We start from the raw sequence: 21,022 nt of genomic DNA, 5'->3' as shown, positions 1-21,022 counted from the left end.
ATGACGATGGAACTCTCCGCTCCCGTGCGGGGGACCGGCGTGGACGCGGCCGCGGCCGCGGCCCGCCGGGTCATCGCCGGCCTCATGCGCGCCGGGGACATCTCCGGCGCGGACATGGACGCCGTCACCGAGCGCCTGAACGCGATCGCCGACGAGCTGGACGCCACCGCTCCGGATCTGCAGGAGCGGATGGTGGACATGTGGCAGGGCGACGGCCGCACCAGGCACGACGCGGTCGCCGGGACGGAGAACCCGCTGGCGCCGCCGCTGGACTACGTGCCCGGTCCGGACGGGTCCATCGAGGCCGAGGTGGTGCTGGACCTGCCCTACCAGGGGCCGCCCGGCTGCGTCCACGGCGGGGTGTCGGCGCTGATCCTCGACCACACCCTGGGCGTGGCCAACGGCTGGGCCGGGGTGTCGGGCATGACGGCGGAGCTGACCCTGCGCTACCACCGCACCACCCCGCTGTTCGAGCCGCTGACCGTCCGGGCCCGGCAGGTCTCGGTCGACGGCGTCAAGATCCGCACGGTGGGGTCGATCTCGGCCGGCGGTCAGGACTGCGTCACCGCCGAGGGCCTGTTCATCGCCAAGCATCCGCCCCGTCCCCGCTGACGGGAACGTTCCAGGGTCCCGCCGTCCGCGCGACGGCGGGACTTTTTGCTTGAAAGCTACTTTTTCTCTCAGATACGGTGAAACTACCCCTGGTTAGCATGGCAGGGGAGGTCTTGCCATGAGCAGAAGGGGTGATCCAGCCCATCAGTCGGTTTTCAACGCGGCAGAACACCTTTTCGCCGACCTCGGATACGACCAGACGAGCGTGCAGCTGATCGCGGACGCGGCGGGCGTGCCGGTCGAGACCGTCGGCGAGGAGTTCGGGGGGAAGCGGCAGCTCTACCTCGACGTCATGGAGAACGTGCGGCTGGAGGGCGAGAAGGCCTTCGCGAAGGTCGTCGAGAACTACACGCCCGACGCGGGGGGAATCCACTACCTGGTCGACGCCACCCTCGACCACTTCCTCCGGCGCCCGCAGGACGCGGGGCTGTGGCTGCAGCGCAGGCTGCAGGACGCCGCCGACCTCACCGAGGTCGACCAGCGGGGTTCCGGACCCCAGCTCGCCCGGGTGCTGACGCTGACGAGGAGTGCCTTCCGGCAGGATCTGGACCAGGGGCTGGTCCTGCAGGACCTCTTCTGGTCCGTGCACGACTTCGTCCGCGGCGGGATCTTCGACGACGCCGGCGAGAGGATGGGTCCCGAGGATCCGGAGGCGGTCGACAGGTTCCGCCGCCACCTGCACCGGATGGTCTCCCTCTACACGGGGGAGACGGGCTGAGGCCGCCCCGGACGGACCGGGGCGGCCTCAGCGCGCGTTCGTTCTCAGGAGGCGGCGGCGGGGGTGAGGCCGACGGACTCCTCGACCTCGCGGCGGATCACCTTGCCGGTGGCGTTGCGGGGCAGCGGAGCCGAGGTGATCTTCCAGCGCGACGGCACCTTGAAGTAGGCCAGCCGCTCGCGGGCGAAGTCCGCCAGCTCCTGCTCGGAGGCGGGCTCGTCGGCGAAGACGACGACGGCCATGACCTCCTGGCCCAGGTCCGGGTGGGGGGCGCCCAGGACGATGCACTCGCGCACGCCGGGGAACTCGGCCAGCGCGTTCTCGATCTCGGCCGGGTAGACGTTCTCCCCGCCGCGGATGATCAGGTCCGAACGGCGGGTGGTCAGCCGCAGCCGGCCCTGGTCGATCATGCCGATGTCGCCGGTGCGCAGCCAGCCGTCCGGGCCGATCGCCTTGGCGGTGGCCTCCTCGTCGGCCCAGTAGCCGGTCATCATGTACGGGCTGAGCACGCAGATCTCGCCCTCCTCGCCGTCGGGCAGCACGTTGCCGTCGGCGTCGCGGATCTCCAGCCGCACACCGGTGACGGGGCGGCCCAGCGAGCCGGGGGCGGCCTGCAGGTCCATCGGGGTGGCGACCGCGATCGCGGTGCAGGACTCGGTCAGCCCGTAGCTGTCCACCAGCGCGTCGCGGGCCGGCGGGAACGCCTCGCGCAGCTTGGCCTTGAAGGCGGGGGAGGAGGGGGCCGAGGCCAGCGCGAACGCCGTCAGCGACGAGAGGTCGTAGCTGGAGACGTCGCCGTGCTCGACGATGCGGTGCGCCATGGTCGGCACGGCGCCCCAGTTGGTGACCTTCTCCTTCTCGACCAGGCTCAGCACCCGGTCGACGTCGAACGCGCCCTGGTGCATGATCACCGCACTGCCCGTCGCGAGCCGGGCCACGGCGAGGTTGTGCAGGCCGGCGATGTGGAACAGCGGCAGCGCCAGCAGGTGGCGCTGGTCGGCCGGGTCGATCTTGATGCCCCACTGGGCGGCCATCTCGACCGACATCGCGTTGTTGACGCGGTGGTACTCGATGACCGAGGTGAGGTTGCGCTGGGAGTGCACGGCGCCCTTGGGCCGCCCGCTCGTTCCGCTGGTGTAGAGGATGACCACCGGGTCGTTGGGCTCGGCGGCGTGCACGACCAGTTCGGCGCCCTGGTGGCGGGCGACCGCGGCCGGGACCCCCTCCTCCAGCGTCAGCACCGGGGCCCGGTCGCCGATGAGCGCGGCGCGCTTGGCGTCGGCGATGACCAGCTTGGGGGTGGTGTGCCCGAGCGCGTACTCGATCTCGCGCGGCGCCCACCAGGCGTTGTAGCCCACGGTGATGGCGCCGACGGCGACCGCGGCCCAGAAGGAGACGATCCAGTCGGGGGTGTTGGCGGCGTTGATGGCGATGCGGTCGCCCGGCACGATGCCGTGCTCCTCGCGCAGCGCCCGGGCCAGGGCGGCGACCCGCTCGGCGTGCTCGGTGAAGCTGAGCCGCTCGGTGGCGGTGACGATGTAGTCGCGGTCGCCGTAGGCGAGGGAGGCGGTGAGCACCTCGCCGAGGTCGCGTGCGGCGCCGACGAAACCGGGGGCCCGCTGCCCGGGGGTCTCCACCAGGGCGAATTCACCGCCGGGGCCGGTCAGTCGTCCCATGACCTCGGCCATCATCGCCGCCACGTCGCTCATCGGTTACCTCTTCCTCCTCTGCCGCATGACGCACGTCACTCTAACGGCCGTGAGTGCTCATTCTGGACACGTCTGACAAACGCGGCCAAGATGTCTCGATCAGTGGGACGCCGCTGATCGGAAGGCTCTTCGCACGCCGTTCCGCTGAGTGGGACTGATCTCTCCGGGTGTTTCGGGTCACATCACTATGGCGATTCGTTGTGACCTGGATAACTAGGAGAACCATTGCGAAGCCTATCCGGGCAGGTGGCGATCGTTACGGGCGCAGGCCAGGGTGTCGGCCAGGGGATCGCACTGGCTCTGGCCTCCGAAGGGGTCGCGGTAGCGGTCCTAGGCCGCACGGCGGCCAAGCTCGAGGCGACCTGCGAGCTGATCCGTGAACGGGGCGTCCGCGCGGAGCCCTTCACCTGCGACGTCCTGAAGACCGAGACCATCCCCGGTGTCGTCGACCAGGTCGTCGCGGCCTTCGGCGGTGTCGACATTCTCGTCAACAACGCCTACTCGGGGTCCTACGGGCCGCTGCTGTCGATGGACGACAGGGCCTTCCAGAAGGGCTTCGTGAGCGGTCCCTTCGCCGCGTTCGCCTTCATGAAGGCCTGCCACCCGCACATGAAGGCGCGGGGCGGCGGGAACATCATCAACCTGGTGTCCTCCTCCATGGTGCGCTGGGACCCGAGCACGTACGGCGCGTACGCGGCGGCCAAGCAGGCGCTGAGGTCGCTGACCCGCACCGCGGCCGCGGAATGGGGACCTGACGGCATCCGCGCGAACTCCATCGCGCCGCACGCCCTGTCGCCCGGGCTGAAGCAGTGGACCGAGGCGTTCCCCGAAGAGGCCGAGGAGTTCCGCAAGACGATCCCCCTGGGCTACATCGGCGAGTGCGAGCAGGACATCGGCCGCGCGGTGGTCGCGCTCGTGGGGCCCGACATGCGCTACCTCACCGGTGCGACCCTCCCCCTCGACGGAGGCCAGGCCTTCTTCGGCTGAACCCTCCGCCACCCTCACCCCACCTTTTCGAAGGAGCACAACCCCCTTATGAAAGCCAGCAAGTTCGGGCGCATCACCGCAGGCGTCCTCTCCCTGATGCTGCTGGGAACCGCCTGCGCCGGCCAGCGCTCCGGTTCGGACGGCTCGGACGCCAAGTCCGAGACCAAGGCGTCCGACAACATGTTCGGCACGCTCGCCTCCCCGTGCGGGGCCGGGGACGCCAAGGGCGCCACCGCCCAGGGGGTCACCGACTCCGAGATCGTCATCGGCTACGGCGACGACCGCGGATTCGCCCAGTCGCCCGGCCTGAACAAGGACATGGGCGACGCCGTCAAGGCGATGATCGACTGGTGCAACGAGCAGGGCGGCATCAACGGCCGCAAGATCAAGGGCAACCAGTACGACGGCGCCTACATGCAGTCGGTCAGCGTCATGCAGAAGGCCTGCAAGCAGGACTTCATGCTGGTCGGCCAGGGCTTCGCCATGGACGAGGCGGCCGAGCAGTACCGCGTCGCGTGCGAGCTGCCCACGGTCGCGGGCTTCACCGTCGGCCCCAACGCCACGATGGGCCCGAACAAGTTCGAGGCCGTGCCCTACCCGGTCGACCGCTACAACGCCTCGGGCCTGATGCTGGCCATGGAGAAGTTCCCCGAGATGAAGACGGGGCTCGACGCGATCAACTCGACCTCTCCGGCGATCGCGACCGGCACCCGGAAGATCGAGAGCGTGCTCAAGGGCATGGACGTCGAGTTCAAGAAGTGCGGCGTCCAGCTCAACGTCAAGGGCGACGCGACCTTCGTGCCGTTCGCCGAGAAGTTCAAGAAGTGCGACGTCAAGGCGCTGTGGACCTCCAAGACCCCGGACCCCGCGGCCCTGGGCATGCTCGAGGCCCTGGACCGGGTGGGCGTCGACGTCCCCCTCATCGGTGAGGCCACCTGGTACACCGACTTCATCTCCAAGTGGAACGCCAGCGGCCAGGGCGACAACATCCACCTCAGCATGATCTTCCAGCCGTTCGAGAACGCCGACAAGGTCCCGGCGGTCAAGAAGTACCTGGAGATCGTCGAGGGTTCGGGCGGCAAGACCGCGCTGCTGGGCATGCAGGCCACCTCGGCGTTCCTGCTGTGGGCGAACGCGGCCAAGGCCTGCGGCTCCGACCTCACCCGCGAGTGCGTCGCCAAGGAGATCTCCCAGGTGCACGAGTGGACCGGCGGCGGTCTGCACGCGGCCACCGACCCCGGCGCCAACCTGCCGGCCAAGTGCTCCCTGATGCTCAAGCTGACCGGCTCGAAGTACGAGCAGATCGCTCCGGCCGAGCGGGGCGAGTTCTCCTGCCCGGAGAACGCCGTGGTCGACACCGACAAGTCGCTGTGGGGCACCGAGCTCAACGAGGACCGGATCGCCACCACCTTCCTGAAGTCCTGATGTGACCGTGCCCCGCGCACGGACTCCGCGGGCCGGCCGTTCCGGCGGCCGGCCCGCCCGCACCTCTCCCTCATCTCCACAAGGGCGACCATGACCACCTTCCTTACCTTCACGATCCTCGGGCTCGTTCTGGGGTCGGTCTACGCCATCGCCGCCTCCGGTCTGGTCCTGACCTACAACACCTCGGGCATCTTCAACTTCGCGCACGGCGCCCAGGCCATGCTGGGCACCTTCCTGTACTGGCAGCTCTCCGTGGGCTGGGGACTGCCGGTGTGGCTGTCCCTGCTGCTCGTGGTGGGCGTCTTCGGTCCCCTGATGGGCCTGCTCCTGCACAAGCTGATCATGGGTGCGCTGCGGGACACCGCCGAGGTCGCCAAGATCGTGGTGACGGTCGCGGTCATGCTCGGCATGGTCTACCTGTCCCAGTGGATCTGGGACCCGGTCGAACCCCGCACGCTGACGATGTTCTTCGGATCCGACGCCTCCGTCGAGATCGCGGGCGTGGTCGTGCGGCTCCACGAGATCCTCTGCCTCGCCGTCGCCCTGGCCATCGCGCTGGGCCTGCGGATGCTCTTCCACCGCACCCGGGTGGGCGTGGTCATGCGCGGCACCGTGGACTCCCCCGACCTGCTGCGGCTCAACGGCCACGACCCGGCGCGCGTCGCGGCGATCTCCTGGGCGCTGGGCTCGGCCCTCGCGGTGCTCGCCGGCATCCTCATCACCCCGGTCAGCGGCGGTTCGCTGGAGGCGAACGCGCTCACCCTGCTGGTGATCGACGCCTTCGCCGCCGCCATGTTCGGCCGCCTGCGCAACATCCCGCCCGCCTTCGTCGGAGCGATGGTGCTCGGCCTCCTCGGCGCGTACGTGACCGCCTACTTCCCCAGCGACTGGACCTGGACGGGCAACTTCCGGGTCTCGCTGCCGATGATCCTGCTGTTCATCGTGATCGTCGTGCTGCCGCAGGACCGGCTGCGCGGCGCCGCCACCCGCACCCGCGAGCGCTACCGGGTGCCGAGCGTGCGCGCCGCGGCGACGTGGGGCCTGGTGCTGCTGGGGATCGTGTTCCTGTACTCGCTGCTGCTGGCCGACTCGGGCATCACCACGCTCGGCCTGGGCATGGCGTTCGCGATCATCGCCCTGTCCCTCACCCTGCTGACGGGCTACGCGGGCGAGATGAACCTGGCCCCGATGTCCTTCGCCGCGATCGCCACCGTCATCGTCTTCCACTTCGGCATCACCGGCAGCGGCCTGGACGCCAGCCTCAACCTCCCGGGCATCGCGCTGGCCGTCGTGGCCACCGCGGTCGTCGGCGGCCTGGTGGCCCTGCCGGCGCTGCGGCTGCGCGGCCTCTACCTGGCGCTGGCCACCCTGGCCTTCGGCGCGCTGCTGTCGAACATGGTGCTGCGCGACACCGTCGAGCACACCCTGGCGGGCTTCACCTTCACGCTGTTCCCCGACGGCACGCTCATCATCCCCAAGCCCAGGTTCGGCCCGGTCGACCTGGGGGATCCGCTGACCTTCCTGCTGGTGGCCACCGCGCTGTTCGCGCTGATCGCGCTCGGCCTGGCCGTGCTGCGCAACAGCGGCTACGGCCGGCGGCTGGCCGCGATGAAGGACAGCCCGGCCGCCACCGCGATGCTGGGCCAGAACCTGGTCAAGCTGAAGCTGAGCGTCTTCATGCTCTCGGCTGCCATCGCCGGCCTGGGCGGCATCCTGATGAGCTCCGCCATGGGCTCGGTGGAGGGCGAGAGCTTCGGCCTCATGGCCAGCCTCGCGCTGGTGATGCTGGTGGTCGTCGGCGGCATCGGCTACATCAGCGGCGCCCTGTTCGGCGGGGTGATGTCGGGCATCGGCTTCACCCTGCTCGTCGGCACCTTCAACGACCTGGCCATCTCCCAGCCGCAGGCCGCGACGTTCTTCGAGCTGCTGGGCAACGTGGTGATGGTCGGCACCGCCCTGGTCGGCATGGGCGTCGGCAAGAACCCCAGCGGCTCGGTGCAGGGGATCATGGACGGCTACCGCTCCCTGCGCGAGGCCAGGCCCGTCCTCATCGGCGGGGCCGCGCTCGTGGCGGTGCTGTACGCGCTGGCGCTGGCCGGCCTCTACGGCAGCTGGACGTTCACGCTGCTGGCCCTGGTGGTCGTGATGGCGCTGCCGGCCGTCGGCCAGAAGCTCATGCCGCACGCCGTCGCCCCCGTCGAGGGCCACGGGCACTCGGACGAGATCCGCGACGACGAGCCGTTCACCGACACGCTGCGCGACCGGCTCGACCTGGCGCTGGGCCTGCCCGCCCGGGTCCCCGGCGTCCGGGCGGCCGCCCCGCAGAAGGGAGAGGAAGTCAATGCCCCTGCTTGAGACCCAGGGAGTCACCGTCCGCTTCGGCGGCAACACCGCGGTGAACCAGGTGAGCATCGGGGCCGAGGAAGGCCGGATCACCGGGCTGATCGGCCCGAACGGCGCGGGCAAGACCACGCTGTTCAACACCGTCACCGGCCTGCAGAAGCCCACCGAGGGCAGGGTCCTCATCGACGGCGTCGACATCACCGGGATGTCCCCGGCCAAGCGCGCCAAGCTCGGCCTGGCCCGCACCTTCCAGCAGCTGGAGCTGTTCCTGTCGCTGTCGGTGCGCGACAACGTCAAGGTCGCCGGGGACATCCTGCGGGCCACCACCCGCAAGCGCATCGACCTGGACGCCGAGACCGACCGGATCCTGGAGCTGACCGGGCTCACCGACATCGCCGGCCGTGACGTCTCCGACATCCCCACCGGCCGGGCGCGGGTGGTGGAGGTCGCGCGGGCGCTGATGACCTCGCCGCGGGTGCTGCTGCTGGACGAGCCGGCCTCCGGCCAGACCGAGCAGGAGACCGAGGCGTTCGCCGAGCTGCTGACCGGCCTGGCCGCCGACGGCCTGGCGATCTGCCTGGTCGAGCACGACCTGCCGCTGGTGATGAAGTTGTGCGCCACCATCCACGTGCTCGACTACGGCTCGATCATCGCCTCGGGCTCGCCGCGGGAGGTCCAGGAGTCGCCCGAGGTCATCGCGGCCTACATCGGAACCGAGGAGGTGGCATGAGCACGCAGACCGGAGCGCCGGGCGCCGCCGTGGAGGCGGAGCAGCGGACGCCCGTGCTCGAACTGGTCGGAGCCCGCGCGGGCTACGGCGCGATCCAGGTGCTGCACGGCGTCGACCTGGCCGTCCACCCCGGCTCGGTGGTGGCGCTGCTCGGCCCGAACGGCGGCGGCAAGTCCACCACCATGAAGGTGTGCACCGGGCTGCTGCCGCTGAACGGCGGCGAGCTGCGCCTGGCCGGGCGCAGGGTCAACGGCCTGTCGGCGCAGGAGATCGCGAAGCTGGGCGTGTGCGCGATCCCCGAGGGCCGCGGCGTCTTCCCGAACCTCACGGTCCGGGAGAACCTGTGGATCGCCACCGGCACCGGCACCGACCTGAAGAAGCTCGAAGAGGTCGCCTACGGCCGGTTCCCCATCCTCGGCGAGCGGCGCAACCAGCTCGCGGGCTCGATGTCGGGCGGCGAGCAGCAGATGCTCGCCCTGTCGCGGGCGCTGGCCACCGACCCGGCCGTCCTGCTGCTCGACGAGCTGTCCATGGGCCTGGCGCCCATGATCGTCAGCCAGATGTACGAGACCGTCGCCGAGCTCGTCGCGGGCGGCCTGTCGGTGCTGGTCGCCGAGCAGTTCGCCCGGGTGGTGCTGCCGATCGCGGACACCGCCGCCCTCATGCTTCACGGCCGCATCGTGGACACCGGCACGCCGGATGAGATCGAAGGCCGTCTTTCCAGCGAATACCTAGGAGGTTGACCCCCATGACCACGACCCACAGCGAAGAGCGCCGTGCCAAGTTCGCCGAGGATGTGGCCGGCCAGAAGGTCGGCGCGGGCAACGCGTCCGCCGCCGACGGCAGGTTCCGGATCATCGGCCTGGTCGTCATGATCCTCGGCGTGGTGGGGACCTTCGTCTCCTACAGCAACTCCCTGGCGCTGGACGACAACCGCGACATCGCCTCGACCCAGATCCTGGCGGTCGCGTTCCTGGCCGTCACCCTGCTGGGCGCGGCGCTGTACGTCGCCGCCGCCGTCACCCGGGTGCTGCGCCTGTGGCTGATGCGCCAGCTGGCGGAGTCCCAGGCCCACACGGAGGCCGTCACCGAGGCGCTTTCCCGGCGTTGACCAGCCGGTAAGTCTGTCGCTCCCAGTCAGCGGGATGCCCTCATACCGGGGGCATCCCGCTGACTTAGTTTGACTGCGCGCCCTTATGCGGGGTGTTCGTTTGGAGGAAATTCCGTTGGCTCAGTCGACTCCCGGCGTCTTCGCCCCCGCCAAGATCGGGCCCTTGGTGTCGTGCGACCGCACCACCGAGGCAGCGACCTACGAACTGATCGATTTCCACCTCCCCCACGCGGCCGCCTGAAGGAACGAACTTTGCGCAACGAGACGATCGCCGAACTGCTGCTGGCCCGGGTCGGGGACGACCGTCCCGGGCTGCTCGACCGCGAGCGCTCCTGGACCTGGGACGAGGTCGTCCGGGAGAGCGCGGCCCGCGCCTCGCTGGCCGCGAAGCTGCGCCGGGAGGGCCCCTTCCACATCGGGGTCCTGCTGGACAACGTGCCCGAGTACGTCCTGTGGCTCGGTGCCGCCGCCCTGGGCGGGGCGACCGTCGTCGGGATCAACTCCACCCGGCGCGGCGCCTACCTGGAGCAGGAGGTCCGCCACACCGACCTGCAGCTGGTCGTCACCGACCGGGCCGGGCTGGAGCTGCTGGAGGGCCTGGACATCGGAGTGCCGCGCGAGCGGTTCCTGCTGATCGACGACGAGGACTACCCGGCCCTGGTCGCCGGGCACGCCTGCGAACCCGCCGCGGACCCGTCCGTGGACCCGAGGACGCAGCTGCTGCTGCTGTTCACCTCCGGCACGACCGGCGCCTCCAAGGCCGCCCGCTGCTCCCAGGGGCGGCTCGCCGAGCTGGGCCGCAACAACAGCGCCAAGTACGACGTCAAGCGCGAGGACGTCTGCTACTGCCCGATGCCGCTGTTCCACGGCAACGCGCTGATGGCGCTGTGGGCACCCGCCCTGGCCGTGGGCGCGACCGTCGCCCTGGCCCCGAAGTTCTCCGCCTCGGGCTTCCTGCCCGACGTGCGGCGCTACGGCGCGACGTTCTTCACCTACGTCGGCAAGGCCATCGGCTACGTCCTGGCCACGCCCGAGCAGGACGGCGACGCCGACAACACCCTCACCCACGGCTTCGGCACCGAGGCCTCGCCCGAGGACCGCGCCGAGTTCCTGCGCCGCTTCGGCGCGCGGCTCGTCGAGGGCTACGGCTCCAGCGAGGGCGCGGGCATGATCAAGCAGACGCCCGACACCCCCGTCACCGCCTTCGGCCGCCCCATGCACACCGGAGTCAAGATCGTCGACCCGCAGACCCGCCGGGAGTGCCCTCCGGCCGTCCTGGACGCCCACGGCAAGGTCGTCAACCCCGAGCAGGCCATCGGCGAGATCGTCGACACCGACGGCGCGGAGAAGTTCGAGGGCTACTACAAGAACCCCGAGGCCGACGCCGAGCGCGTCCGCCACGGCTGGTACTGGACCGGCGACCTCGGCTACCTCGACGGGGACGGCTTCCTGTACTTCGCCGGCCGTTCGGGCGACTGGATCCGGGTGGACTCGGAGAACATCTCCTCCCTGCACACCCAGCTCGTGCTGCGCCGCCACCCCAAGGTCATCGACGCCGTCGCGTTCGCGGTGCCCGACCCGCGCTCGGGCGACCAGGTGATGGCCGCGGTCGAGGTGCCCGAGGGCACCGCCTTCGCCGACCTCGACCTCCCGGCGTTCCTCGCCGCCCAGGACGACCTGGGCACCAAGGGCGCCCCCCGCTTCGTGCGCTTCTCCCACTCCCTGCCCACCACGGGCTCGGGGAAGCTGGCCAAGAAGCAGCTCCAGATCGAAGGCTGGCGTACCGACGAGCCCGTCTACCGGTGGGTGGGACGGGGAACCCCCGACTACACCCCGATGACCCAGGCCGACAAGGAGGCGCTGCGCGAGGAGTTCGTCGCCAGCGGCCGACTGCGCTTCCTGCCCTGACCATCCAGAGAGAGAGTGCCCATGGATCTGCGTGAGTCCGCAGCGCAACAGGAACTGCGCGCGGAACTTCGTGCCTATTTCGCCAACCTGCTGCCCGCGGACGTGCGCCGCCGGGTCGGCGAGGAGGGCGTCGGCGGCAGCCGGTTCCGCGAGGTCGTCAAGATGCTCGGGAACGACGGCTGGCTGGGCATCGGCTGGCCCGTCGAGTACGGGGGCCAGGGCCGGTCCCTCTCCGACCAGTACATCTTCTTCGACGAGGTGCAGCGGGCCGGCCTGCCGTTCCCGTTCGTCACCGTCAACACCGTCGGCCCGACGCTGATGAAGTACGGGACCGAGGAGCAGAAGAAGAAGTTCCTCCCGGGCATCCTCTCCGGGGACATCGTCTTCGCGATCGGCTACACCGAGCCGGACGCCGGCACCGACCTGGCGTCGCTGCGCACCAAGGCGGTCCGCGACGGCGACGAGTTCGTCGTCGACGGCAGCAAGATCTTCACCAGCGGCGCCAACACCGCCGACTACGTGTGGACGGCCGTGCGCACCGACCCGGACAAGCCCCGCCACAAGGGCATCTCCATCGTCATCATCCCCACCGACGCCGAAGGGTTCTCCTGGAGCCCGATCCAGTGCGTCGGCGGCATGGTCGTCACCGCCACCTACTACGCGGGCGTGCGGATCCCGGCCGGGGACGTCGTCGGCGAGGTCGACGGCGGCTGGAGCCTGATCACCAACCAGCTCAACCACGAGCGCATCGGCCTGGCCGCGCTCGGCGGCCGCATGATCCGCCTGTGGGAGGACGTGCGGGACTGGGCGCGCGACAACGGCGTCATCGACCTGCCGTGGGTGCGCCGCGACCTGGCCCGCACCTACGCCAAGCTCGAGGCGATGGCGCTGCTCAACTGGAAGATGACCTGGGCGGTGGAGACCACCGGCGACCTGTCGGGCGCCCAGGCCGGCGGCACCAAGGCCTACGGCACCGAGACCCACATCGACGTGCAGCGCACCCTCACCGGCATCCTCGGCGCGGCCGGGCGGATCCGTCCGGAGTCGCCGGGCGCGGTGCTGTTCGGGCAGATCGAGCAGCTGTCCCGCCAGGGCATCGTCAACACCTTCGGCGGCGGCGTCAACGAGGTGCTGCGCGACATGGTCGCCGTCCAGGGCCTGGGCCTGCCGAGGGCGAGGTCCGGCCGATGAGCGCTGAGGACTACGAGGCCAGGCTCCAGGCCTGGGTCGGCCGGGAGCTGGTCGCCGAGCGGCGCGGCCAGGACCCGGTGAACGTGCCGATGATCCGGCACTGGGCCGAGGCCATGGCGGACGCCAACCCCGTCTACCTGGACGACGAGGCCGCCAAGGCCACCGGGCGTCCGGGGATCGTGGCGCCCGCGTCGATGGTCCAGGCGTGGACGATGCGCGGGTACGCCGCCACGGTGAACCCCGTCGATGACGGCTCGTCCGCCGGTTTCGACGAGCTGGTGGCATTGCTGGCCGAGGGCGGCTACACCTCGGTCGTGGCCACCGACTCGGAGTTCGAGTTCCAGCGCGAGCTCGTCCCCGGCGACCACATCTCCGTCTCCGAGACCGTCGAGTCGATCTCGCCGGAGAAGAAGACCGGGCTGGGCACCGGGCGCTTCGTGTCCACCATGAAGACCTACCGCGACCAGAACGGCGAGGTCGTGGCCACCCAGCGCTGGCGGACCCTGCGGTTCGTCCCGGCGGACAAGCCCAAGCCCAGGGCGAAGCGGCCCCGGCCCGCGATCAACGCCGACAACGCGTTCTGGTTCGAGGCGGCCAGGGAGCACCGGCTGGTCATCCAGCGCTGCTCGGCCTGCGAGTCGCTGCGCCACCCGCCCGGCCCGTGCTGCCCGGTGTGCGGCTCGTTCGAGTGGGACACCGTGGAGTCCACCGGCGAGGGCACCGTCTACAGCTACGTGGTCGCCCACCACCCGCGGCACCCGGCGTTCGACTACCCGCTGCTGATCGCGGTGATCGAGCTGCCCGAGGGCACGCGGCTGACCGCCAACCTCACCGGTGTCGCGCCCGAGGACGTCGAGATCGGCATGCCGGTCTCGCTGGAGTGGCTGGACGCCGACCCCGACCTGACCCTGCCGGTCTTCCGGCCCGCCGTCCCGAAGAAGGAAGACTGATGGACTTCACCCTTGGCGAGGAACTCGAAGAGGTCCGGGGACTGGCCCGGCAGATCTTCACCGACTACGCCACCGCCGACCGGCTGCGCGCCGCCGAGCAGAGCGAGAACGGCGTCGACGAGGAGCTGTGGAAGGCCCTGGGCGACGCCGGCCTGCTCGGCATCGCGCTGCCCGAGGAGGACGGCGGCGCGGGCCTGGGCGTCGGCGGGATGTGCGTCCTGCTGGAGGAGCAGGGCCGCAGCGTCGCGCCCGCCCCGGTGTGGCCCGCGCTCGTGGCGGGGCTGACCGTCGCGCGGCACGGCAGCGCCGCGCAGCGCGAGGCGCTGCTGCCGGGCATCGCGGAGGGCGCCGGGCGCGCCACCGTCGCGCTCGAGGAGTTCGCGCCCGCCGACCCGGCCGACCCGCGCTGCTCGGCCGTCCCGGACGGGGACGGCTGGAAGCTGACCGGCGTCAAGGCCGTCGTGCCCTCGGCCTTCGGCGCCCGGTACGTGCTGGTCTCCGCCCGCACCGAGAACGGCCCCGGCGTGTTCGTCGTGGAGGCCTCCGCGCCGGGCACCGCGTGGGAGCGGACGTCGACCACCAGCCACGACGTGGCCGGGAACCTCACGCTGGAGGGCGCTCCCGCCCAGGCGCTGGGCGAGGGCGCGCTGCGCACCGTCCTGGACCTGACCCGCGTGGCGGTCACCGCGGCCCAGGCGGGCGTCGCCGACGGCGCGATGCGCCTGGCGGGCTCCTACCTGTCCGAGCGCGAGCAGTTCGGCCGCCCGCTGGCCACCTTCCAGGCCGTCCAGCACCAGCTCGCCGACACCTACATCGAGATCGAGGCCATGCAGGCGTGCCTGTGGAAGGCCGTCTCGCTGCTGGAGGCCGGCGAGGACGCCACCACCGCCGCCCTGACCGCCAAGTGGTGGGCCGACGAGGGCGGCCTGAACGCCGTCCACCGCGCCCAGCACCTGCACGGCGGCATCGGCGTGGACGTCGACTACCCGGTGCACCGCTACTTCCTGTGGGGCAAGCAGCTGTCGGGCGTGCTCGGCGGCGCGTCCGCCGACCTGGCCGAGCTCGGCGACCTCCTGGCGGGGGCCGCGTCATGAGCCGCGCCTACCGGGACGTCCGGGTGGGGGAGGAGCTGCCGGAGCTGAGCATCCCGCTCACCCGCACCATGATCGTGGCGACCGCGCTGGCCAGCCGCGACTACCAGGACGTGCACCACGACCCGTCCCTGGCGGCCGAGCGCGGCTCCAAGGACGTGTTCATGAACATCCTGACCAGCAACGGGCTGGTCGACCGGTACGTGACCGAGTGGGCAGGGCCCGCCGCCGTGGTCAAGAAGATCAAGATCCGGCTGGGCGCGCCCAACTACCCCGGCGACACCATGGTGATGACCGGCAGCGTGACGGCCAAGGACGACTCCGGGCGCAGCGTCGAGATCGCGGTGAAGGGCGTCAACGCCATCGGCCCGCACGTCACCGGCACCGTCGTGGTCCAGCTGCCCGAAGGAAGTGAAGGATGAGCGTGCTGCCCGGAGCCGCCGCGATCGCGGGGATCGGCGCCACCGAGTTCTCCAAGGAGTCCGGCCGCAGCGAGCTGCAGCTCGCCTGCGAGGCGGTGCTGGCCGCCATCACCGACGCGGGCCTGGAGCCCTCCGACGTGGACGGCATGGTGACCTTCACCGCCGACACCTCCTCGGAGATCCACATCGCCCGCAACCTCGGCATCGGCGAGCTGAAGTTCTTCTCCCGCATCGGGCACGGCGGCGGCGCGGCCTGCGCCACCGTCCAGCAGGCCGCGATGGCCGTCGCCACCGGCGTCGCCGACGTGGTCGTGTGCTACCGCGCGTTCAACGAGCGCTCGGGCGAACGCTACGGCCTCGGCCAGGCCGAACGCCCGATGGACGTCAGCGCCGACCGCGCCGCCTACTCCTGGATGACGCCGTTCGGCCTGTCCACGCCCGCCCAGTGGGTGGCGATGTTCGCCCGCCGGTACATGCACGAGTACGGCGCGACGAGCGAGGACTTCGGCCGCGTGGCCGTCGTGGACCGCAAGCACGCCGCGACCAACCCCAAGGCGTGGTTCTACGGGCGTCCCATCACGCTCGAGGAGCACCAGGCGTCCCGCTGGATCGCCGAGCCCCTGCACCTGCTGGACTGCTGCCAGGAGAGCGACGGCGGCCAGGCGATCGTCGTGGTCTCCGCCGAGCGGGCCCGCGACCTGCCCAACCCCTCCGCCGTCATCTGGGGCGCCGCGCAGGGCTCCGGTCCCGACCAGCTGATGATGACCAGCTACTACCGGCCCGAGATCTCCGGCATCCCGGAGATGGGGCTGGTCGGCAAGCAGCTGTACGCGCAGAGCAGGCTCACCCCGGCCGACATCCAGGCCGCGGTCCTGTACGACCACTTCACGCCGCTGGTGCTGCCGCAGCTCGAGGAGCTCGGCTTCTGCGGCAAGGGCGAGGCCAAGGACTTCATCGCCGACGGCAACCTCGAACTCGACGGCCGGCTGCCGACCAACACCCACGGCGGCCAGCTCGGCGAGGCCTACATCCACGGCATGAACGGCATCGCCGAGGCCGTCCGGCTGGTGCGCGGCACGTCCGTCAACCAGCCGGGCGACGTGCACAACGTCCTGGTCACCGCCGGTACCGGCGTGCCGACCAGCGGGCTGATCCTGGCGGCCGACACGTGAGCGGGAAGGAAGAGACCGTGAACTCCGGAGAATGGCGCGGACGCGACCTCGGCGCGCGGACCGAGGCGTACGGCGAGACCGACGCGATCCTGTACGCGCTGGCCGTCGGGGCCAAGGCCACCGACCTGGACCTCGTCTTCGAGGAGCGGCTGAAGGTCCTGCCGACCTTCGCCCTCACCCGCGCCCAGTGGGCGCCTGACGTGCTCGGCTCGGCCGGTGCGTTCAACGTCGGCACCGCCGTGCACGGCTCGCAGCGCCTGCGGGTCCGCAAGCCGCTGCCGGCGTCCGGCGACCTGGAGATGAAGGCCACCGTCTCGGAGGTCTGGGACAAGGGCGGCGCGGCGGTCTTCGAGGTCGCGGTCGACACCGAGTACCTCGAGGCCACCTGGTCGATCTTCGCGCCCGGCTGCGGCGGTTTCGGCGGCGAGCGCGGCCCGTCCGCGGCCCGCCGCCCCGAGCGAGAGCCCGACCACGAGTTCACGCTGCCGACGGGCACCGAGCAGGCGGCCCTGTACCGCCTCCTCGGCGACCGCCACCACATGCACATCGACCCGGAGGCCGCCAAGGCCGCCGGCATGCCCAGGCCGTTCATGCACGGCCTGTGCACCCTCGCCGCGGTGACGCTGCCGCTGGCGGACGTGGCGGGCGCCCACCCGGCCGACCTGCTGGAGCTGGACGGCCGCTTCGCCTCGCCCGTCTTCCCCGGCGACGTCCTCCAGGTCAGCGCCTGGCGCGAGGACGACGGCGCGCTGCTCTTCGAGGCGGCCGTCGACGGCAAGACCGTGCTGTCCGCGGGCCGCGTCCTCTTCGGCTCGTAACGCTCGTCCCCGAAGGCCCGCCGATCTGCGGATCGGCGGGCCTTCGCCATTGCGGGAAAGCAGGCATCCGGCGCGGCGGAGGCCGGTCGTCATCTGCCGGTGTCGAATTCCTCGCGGTTGCGGGCGATGTCGGTCTGGTGGGTCTGCACCCAGTGGACGAGGTGGTCGACGGCCGCGGCGAGGGAGCGGCCGAGCGGGGTGAGTTCGTACTCGACGCGCGGGGGGACCTCGGCGTAGGCGGTCCGGGTGATCAGGCCGTCGCGGTGGAGGGCGCGCAGGGTGTGGCTGAGCATGCGCTGGGAGATGCCCGCGATCCGCTCGTGCAGGGCGGTGAAGCGCATCGGGCCGGTCGCCAGCGCCGTGACGATCAGGACCGTCCACTTGTCGCCGACCCGGGCGAGGACGTCGCGGACGAGCTCGATCGTCTCCACGCAGCCGGGCGCCACCCCCTGCGCGGCCAGGTCGGCGCGGAGCACTGCGTCCATGCGATTCCCACTTTCAGGTGCGTTGCTTATGTGAAAGTGCGTATCGGATAGGGGGATTAATACCGGCCGATTCGCAATTCTTCCCGATGGTAACCAAGGACGACCGCTGCGGCGGCCGACGGACGGAGGGATGCGGATGAGCGCACAGGAAGCCGCGACGAGGCCAGGGGACGGGCTCGACGTCCGGCACGACACCTTCACGATCTCCCGGTGGCTGGACGCGGCCCCGGGCGCGGTCTTCGCGGCCTTCGCCGACTCCGGCGTCCGGCGCCGCTGGTTCCGGCTCCCCGGATCAGGGGCCGTCCACCACCACGAGTTCCGCGTCGGCGGCGGTGAGACGGCGCACAGCACCTTCTCCGCCATGGGCTCGGCGCCGGAGCGGCTGGAGTACCGGTCCCGCTACCTCGACATCGTGCCGGACCGCAGGATCGTCTTCGGGTACGAGTCCACCGTCGACGGCCTGCTGCGCTGGACCTCCCTCGTCACCGTCCTGCTGGCCGGAGACAACGGGTCGACCCTCCTGGAGTGGACGGAGCAGGTCGCCTTCCTCACCCGCACCGGCGACGGCAGCGCCGACCTGCCCCACCTGCGCGGCGCCACGACCCTGCGGATGAACGGCCTGGCGGCGGCACTCGACCCCGAACCCGGTCCGCGCCGCCGTCCTCGCGGCGCCGTCCCCCGGCTCTCCTGAGAGCCGAAGACTTCCAACCACCGCAAGAACGCAGTCGTACTGACAGAGGAGACGGCATGACCAGAATGGGAATCATCCTCGGCACCACCCGTCCGGGCCGGGTCGGTCCGCAGGTGGCGGCATGGGTGCACCAGGTGGCGCAGGAGGACACCGGCGCCGAGTTCGAAGTCGTCGACATCGCCGACTACGACCTGCCGCTCTTCGACGAGCCGCGCTCTCCGCTCCTCGGCGACTACGCGCACGAACACACCCGGAAATGGAGCGCGAAGATAGCCGAACTCGACGGCTTCGTCTTTGTCACTCCCGAATACAACCGTTCGATCCCGTCCTCCTTGAAGAACGCCATCGACTACCTCTACGCCGAATGGACCGGCAAGGCCGCCGGCATCGTCGCCTACGGCAGCAACGTGAGCGGTGCCCGCGCCGTCGAGCACCTCCGCCTCATCGCCGCGGGCCTCCACATCGCCACCGTCCGCACCCAGCTCAACCTCTCCCTCGTCACCGACTTCGAGTCCTTCACCACCTTCACGCCCTCCGACCGGCACGCGGCGGCCCTCCGTCAGCTCCTCACCGAGGTGACGGCCTGGGCCCGCGCCCTCGCCCCCCTCCGGGCCGCCTAGCGACCCCGGCTCGGCGCCGCACCGCCGAGCCGGGCGCCGGTGCGGCGATCACCGTGGCCGCGGGGAAGGGAGGACGGTCGTACGGAGGCGCCGGTTTCGCGGCACGGGCCGGGCGGGTGCGGTCAGGGGACCAGGCCGACGCCGGCGAGGACTCCCGGGAAGGCCGCCTGGCCGGAGAACGACGGGCCCGGCCGGGCGGGGTCGGGCCGCCAGTCCCAGGTGGGCACCACGCCGGGCTCCAGCAGGCGGGTGCCGTCGAACAGCGCCTCGATCTCCCGGGCTCCGCGGAGGTACAGGCCGGAGGCAGTCTTCTGGTAGGTGGAGTCGGCCTGCCGGGTGCGGTCGGCGTCCAGGCCGTCGGCGGTCCCGTGGGCCAGCGCCAGATGGGAGCCGGGGGCCAGCCGGTCCAGGTAGGAGCGCATCAGGCCGGCCAGGTCGCCGGGCACGAAGTGCAGGACCGCGACCATCAGCAGGCCGAGCGGCTGCGCGGGGTCCAGCAGGCCGGTGTGCTCGGCCTGCTTCCAGACCTCGTCGGGGTCGCGCAGGTCGGCGGTGATGACGCTGGTGCTGCGGTCCCCGGCGAGCAGGGCGCAGCCGTGGACCAGGACGATGGGGTCGTTGTCGACGTAGACGACCGTGGAGCCGGGCGCGGTGCGCTGGGCGACCTGGTGGAGGTTGTCGGCGGTCGGCAGTCCGGAGCCCAGGTCGAGGAACTGGCGGACCCCGCCCGCCGCCATGGTCGCGGCGGCCCTGCGCATGAAGGCGCGGTTCTGGCGGGCGATGATCCGGGTCTCGGGGAAGCGCCGGAGGATCTCGTCGGCCGCCGCCCGGTCGGCGGCGAAGTTGTCCTTGCCGTCGAGGTAGTAGTCGTACATCCGGGCGGGGTGGGGGCGGGAGACGTCCAGGCCGGGAACGGCGGCTGAGGTCACGGATGCGCTCCTGGAGATCGACTGCTGACGTCGATCGAAGCCTGTCATGATCGGAAACTTTCCCGGGAGATGCGCGGTCCGACCGGTTACGGCCATTCCCGGACCGCCGTCTTCCGCGGAGGCCGGTGCCCCGCGGGTCAGGCCGACGGCCCGGGGAAGCCGCCGGCGCGGCCGAGGAGGGCGGGCGGGAGAGTGCCGAGGAGGCCGCCGAGCCAGGTTCCGGCGTCGGCGACGGCCGCCATGTCGACGCCCGTCTCGATGCCGCTGCGGTGCAGGGCGTACAGGAGGTCCTCGGTGGCGATGTTGCCGGTGGCGGCGGGGGCGAAGGGGCAGCCGCCGAACCCGCCCGCGCTGGCGTCCAGGACGGTGGCGCCCTCGTCGACGGCGGTGAGGGCGTTGGCGTAGCCGGTGTTGCGGGTGTTGTGGAAGTGGAAGCGCAGCGTCGTGGAGGGGGCGGCCTCGCGGACGCGGCGGGTCAGGTCGCGGACCTGTGCGGGGACGCCGACGCCGATGGTGTCGGCGAGGGCGACCTCGAAGGCTCCGGCGGCTTCGGCGCGGCGGGCGATCTCCGCGACGCGTTCGGGCGGGGTCTCGCCCTCGAAGGGGCAGCCGAAGGCGGCGGCGATCGTCATGGCGGCGGGGACGCCGGCGTCGGCGGCGGCCTTGGCGATGCCGTCCCAGGCGTCGAGGGCCTCGTCCGTCGTGCAGCCCTGGTTGCGGGTGCAGAAGGTGTCGGAGGCGACCACGACGACGTTCACCTCGTCCACGCCCGCTTCCAGGGCGCGGTCGAGGCCGCGGCGGTTGAGGACGAGGCCGCTGTAGGAGACGCCCTCCCCGCGGGGGACGCCCGCCATGACCTCCTCGGCGCCCGCCATCTGCGGGACGCGCTTGGGGTTGACGAAGGAGACCGCCTCGATACGGCGCAGGCCCGCGTCCACGCAGCGGGTGATGAACGCGATGCGGTCGTCGGGAGACAGGGCGCGCGCCTCGTTCTGGAGGCCGTCACGCGGACCCACTTCCAGCACTGTTGTATGCAATTCGGCTCCCTGCCTCAGATCTTCGCTGGTCATCAACGGAAGGTTCGGCTATGTTGCATGCAATATAGCCGAG

At 71.2% G+C, this 21,022-nt stretch carries 22 protein-coding genes; 18 read left to right on the top strand and 4 right to left on the bottom strand.

The window, feature by feature from the left end:
- Together C2865_RS16490 and C2865_RS16485 are read left to right on the top strand one after the other, a co-directional pair.
- Positions 1-612: a PaaI family thioesterase gene (locus C2865_RS16490; protein ID WP_106399322.1), complete on the top strand. Its 612-nt coding sequence runs from the start codon at positions 1-3 to the stop codon at positions 610-612.
- Between the two features lie 118 nt (positions 613-730).
- Positions 731-1,330 (top strand): TetR/AcrR family transcriptional regulator, encoded by a 600-nt coding sequence (locus C2865_RS16485; protein WP_106399321.1) that lies wholly within the window; start codon positions 731-733, stop codon positions 1,328-1,330.
- Positions 1,331-1,374: 44 nt separating this feature from the next.
- Here C2865_RS16485 and C2865_RS16480 read toward each other — a convergent pair whose 3' ends face one another.
- Positions 1,375-3,039, bottom strand: coding sequence for a steroid-24-oyl-CoA synthetase (locus tag C2865_RS16480; RefSeq protein ID WP_106399320.1), 1,665 nt, complete (start codon positions 3,037-3,039; stop codon positions 1,375-1,377).
- 246 nt (positions 3,040-3,285) lie between these two features.
- On the opposite strand from C2865_RS16480, the gene C2865_RS16475 reads away from it, so the two are divergent.
- The 14 genes from C2865_RS16475 to C2865_RS16415 all read left to right on the top strand — a co-directional run bounded on the left by C2865_RS16475 (position 3,286) and on the right by C2865_RS16415 (position 17,187).
- Positions 3,286-4,026, top strand: a complete 741-nt coding sequence (locus C2865_RS16475; RefSeq protein WP_232835635.1) for an SDR family NAD(P)-dependent oxidoreductase — start codon at positions 3,286-3,288, stop codon at positions 4,024-4,026.
- Positions 4,027-4,074: 48 nt separating this feature from the next.
- The gene (locus tag C2865_RS16470; RefSeq protein ID WP_106399318.1) at positions 4,075-5,451 is read left to right on the top strand and encodes an ABC transporter substrate-binding protein; all 1,377 of its coding nucleotides are present in this window, start codon (positions 4,075-4,077) and stop codon (positions 5,449-5,451) included.
- 90 nt (positions 5,452-5,541) lie between these two features.
- Entirely contained in the window at positions 5,542-7,806 is a 2,265-nt protein-coding gene (locus tag C2865_RS16465; RefSeq protein WP_106399317.1) for an ABC transporter permease, read from the top strand.
- Positions 7,793-8,524 carry an ABC transporter ATP-binding protein gene (locus C2865_RS16460; protein WP_106399316.1) on the top strand — a complete coding sequence of 244 codons (732 nt, stop codon included), beginning with the start codon at positions 7,793-7,795 and terminating at the stop codon, positions 8,522-8,524. Before C2865_RS16465 ends, C2865_RS16460 begins: the two co-directional genes overlap by 14 nt.
- The gene (locus C2865_RS16455) at positions 8,521-9,267 is read left to right on the top strand and encodes an ABC transporter ATP-binding protein (RefSeq protein ID WP_106399315.1); all 747 of its coding nucleotides are present in this window, start codon (positions 8,521-8,523) and stop codon (positions 9,265-9,267) included. Before C2865_RS16460 ends, C2865_RS16455 begins: the two co-directional genes overlap by 4 nt.
- A 5-nt stretch (positions 9,268-9,272) precedes the next feature.
- A complete protein-coding gene (locus tag C2865_RS16450) occupies positions 9,273-9,635 on the top strand; it encodes a hypothetical protein (protein ID WP_106399314.1) in 363 nt (120 codons plus the stop codon).
- 115 nt (positions 9,636-9,750) lie between these two features.
- Complete coding sequence (locus tag C2865_RS41435; protein ID WP_269802717.1) at positions 9,751-9,876, top strand: hypothetical protein; 126 nt, start codon at positions 9,751-9,753, stop codon at positions 9,874-9,876.
- 11 nt (positions 9,877-9,887) lie between these two features.
- A complete protein-coding gene (locus C2865_RS16445) occupies positions 9,888-11,543 on the top strand; it encodes a steroid-22-oyl-CoA synthetase (RefSeq protein ID WP_106399313.1) in 1,656 nt (551 codons plus the stop codon).
- A gap of 21 nt (positions 11,544-11,564) precedes the next feature.
- The gene (locus C2865_RS16440) at positions 11,565-12,734 is read left to right on the top strand and encodes an acyl-CoA dehydrogenase family protein (protein ID WP_106399312.1); all 1,170 of its coding nucleotides are present in this window, start codon (positions 11,565-11,567) and stop codon (positions 12,732-12,734) included.
- The gene (locus C2865_RS16435) at positions 12,731-13,684 is read left to right on the top strand and encodes a bifunctional MaoC family dehydratase N-terminal/OB-fold nucleic acid binding domain-containing protein (RefSeq protein WP_106399311.1); all 954 of its coding nucleotides are present in this window, start codon (positions 12,731-12,733) and stop codon (positions 13,682-13,684) included. Before C2865_RS16440 ends, C2865_RS16435 begins: the two co-directional genes overlap by 4 nt.
- Positions 13,684-14,778 (top strand): acyl-CoA dehydrogenase family protein, encoded by a 1,095-nt coding sequence (locus C2865_RS16430; RefSeq protein WP_106399310.1) that lies wholly within the window; start codon positions 13,684-13,686, stop codon positions 14,776-14,778. The genes C2865_RS16435 and C2865_RS16430 overlap by 1 nt, the downstream gene beginning before the upstream one ends.
- A complete protein-coding gene (locus C2865_RS16425; RefSeq protein ID WP_106399309.1) occupies positions 14,775-15,197 on the top strand; it encodes a MaoC family dehydratase in 423 nt (140 codons plus the stop codon). The genes C2865_RS16430 and C2865_RS16425 overlap by 4 nt, the downstream gene beginning before the upstream one ends.
- Positions 15,194-16,369, top strand: a complete 1,176-nt coding sequence (locus tag C2865_RS16420) for a lipid-transfer protein (protein ID WP_106399308.1) — start codon at positions 15,194-15,196, stop codon at positions 16,367-16,369. The genes C2865_RS16425 and C2865_RS16420 overlap by 4 nt, the downstream gene beginning before the upstream one ends.
- Before the next feature lie 17 nt (positions 16,370-16,386).
- Complete coding sequence (locus C2865_RS16415; protein ID WP_106399307.1) at positions 16,387-17,187, top strand: MaoC/PaaZ C-terminal domain-containing protein; 801 nt, start codon at positions 16,387-16,389, stop codon at positions 17,185-17,187.
- Between the two features lie 89 nt (positions 17,188-17,276).
- On the opposite strand, the gene C2865_RS16410 is transcribed toward C2865_RS16415, so the two are convergent.
- Positions 17,277-17,672: a winged helix-turn-helix transcriptional regulator gene (locus tag C2865_RS16410; RefSeq protein ID WP_106399306.1), complete on the bottom strand. Its 396-nt coding sequence runs from the start codon at positions 17,670-17,672 to the stop codon at positions 17,277-17,279.
- 136 nt (positions 17,673-17,808) lie between these two features.
- Between C2865_RS16410 and C2865_RS16405 the strand changes: the two genes are divergently transcribed.
- A complete protein-coding gene (locus tag C2865_RS16405) occupies positions 17,809-18,363 on the top strand; it encodes an SRPBCC domain-containing protein (RefSeq protein WP_106399305.1) in 555 nt (184 codons plus the stop codon).
- A gap of 56 nt (positions 18,364-18,419) precedes the next feature.
- Positions 18,420-18,983, top strand: a complete 564-nt coding sequence (locus C2865_RS16400; RefSeq protein WP_106399304.1) for an NADPH-dependent FMN reductase — start codon at positions 18,420-18,422, stop codon at positions 18,981-18,983.
- 122 nt (positions 18,984-19,105) lie between these two features.
- On the opposite strand, the gene C2865_RS16395 is transcribed toward C2865_RS16400, so the two are convergent.
- Together C2865_RS16395 and C2865_RS16390 are read right to left on the bottom strand one after the other, a co-directional pair.
- A complete protein-coding gene (locus C2865_RS16395) occupies positions 19,106-19,912 on the bottom strand; it encodes an SAM-dependent methyltransferase (RefSeq protein ID WP_232835634.1) in 807 nt (268 codons plus the stop codon).
- 137 nt (positions 19,913-20,049) lie between these two features.
- Positions 20,050-20,982 carry a hydroxymethylglutaryl-CoA lyase gene (locus C2865_RS16390; RefSeq protein WP_106399302.1) on the bottom strand — a complete coding sequence of 311 codons (933 nt, stop codon included), beginning with the start codon at positions 20,980-20,982 and terminating at the stop codon, positions 20,050-20,052.
- Between the last annotated feature and the right edge of the window lie 40 nt (positions 20,983-21,022).

This window comes from Actinocorallia populi (assembly GCF_002995495.1).
GTDB lineage: Bacteria > Actinomycetota > Actinomycetes > Streptosporangiales > Streptosporangiaceae > Actinocorallia > Actinocorallia populi.
This window is presented reverse-complemented; position numbering and strand designations above follow the sequence as displayed.

Bases quoted from the DNA above. Each gene is read 5' to 3' on its own strand.
- C2865_RS16490 (WP_106399322.1), top strand. From the start codon at position 1: ATGACGATGGAACTCTCCGCTCCCGTGCGGGGGACCGGCGTGGACGCG.
- C2865_RS16485 (WP_106399321.1), top strand. From the start codon at position 731: ATGAGCAGAAGGGGTGATCCAGCCCATCAGTCGGTTTTCAACGCGGCA.
- C2865_RS16480 (WP_106399320.1), bottom strand. From the start codon at position 3,039: ATGAGCGACGTGGCGGCGATGATGGCCGAGGTCATGGGACGACTGACC.
- C2865_RS16470 (WP_106399318.1), top strand. From the start codon at position 4,075: ATGAAAGCCAGCAAGTTCGGGCGCATCACCGCAGGCGTCCTCTCCCTG.
- C2865_RS16465 (WP_106399317.1), top strand. From the start codon at position 5,542: ATGACCACCTTCCTTACCTTCACGATCCTCGGGCTCGTTCTGGGGTCG.
- C2865_RS16460 (WP_106399316.1), top strand. From the start codon at position 7,793: ATGCCCCTGCTTGAGACCCAGGGAGTCACCGTCCGCTTCGGCGGCAAC.
- C2865_RS16455 (WP_106399315.1), top strand. From the start codon at position 8,521: ATGAGCACGCAGACCGGAGCGCCGGGCGCCGCCGTGGAGGCGGAGCAG.
- C2865_RS16450 (WP_106399314.1), top strand. From the start codon at position 9,273: ATGACCACGACCCACAGCGAAGAGCGCCGTGCCAAGTTCGCCGAGGAT.
- C2865_RS16440 (WP_106399312.1), top strand. From the start codon at position 11,565: ATGGATCTGCGTGAGTCCGCAGCGCAACAGGAACTGCGCGCGGAACTT.
- C2865_RS16435 (WP_106399311.1), top strand. From the start codon at position 12,731: ATGAGCGCTGAGGACTACGAGGCCAGGCTCCAGGCCTGGGTCGGCCGG.
- C2865_RS16430 (WP_106399310.1), top strand. From the start codon at position 13,684: ATGGACTTCACCCTTGGCGAGGAACTCGAAGAGGTCCGGGGACTGGCC.
- C2865_RS16425 (WP_106399309.1), top strand. From the start codon at position 14,775: ATGAGCCGCGCCTACCGGGACGTCCGGGTGGGGGAGGAGCTGCCGGAG.
- C2865_RS16420 (WP_106399308.1), top strand. From the start codon at position 15,194: ATGAGCGTGCTGCCCGGAGCCGCCGCGATCGCGGGGATCGGCGCCACC.
- C2865_RS16410 (WP_106399306.1), bottom strand. From the start codon at position 17,672: ATGGACGCAGTGCTCCGCGCCGACCTGGCCGCGCAGGGGGTGGCGCCC.
- C2865_RS16405 (WP_106399305.1), top strand. From the start codon at position 17,809: ATGAGCGCACAGGAAGCCGCGACGAGGCCAGGGGACGGGCTCGACGTC.
- C2865_RS16400 (WP_106399304.1), top strand. From the start codon at position 18,420: ATGACCAGAATGGGAATCATCCTCGGCACCACCCGTCCGGGCCGGGTC.
- C2865_RS16390 (WP_106399302.1), bottom strand. From the start codon at position 20,982: ATGACCAGCGAAGATCTGAGGCAGGGAGCCGAATTGCATACAACAGTG.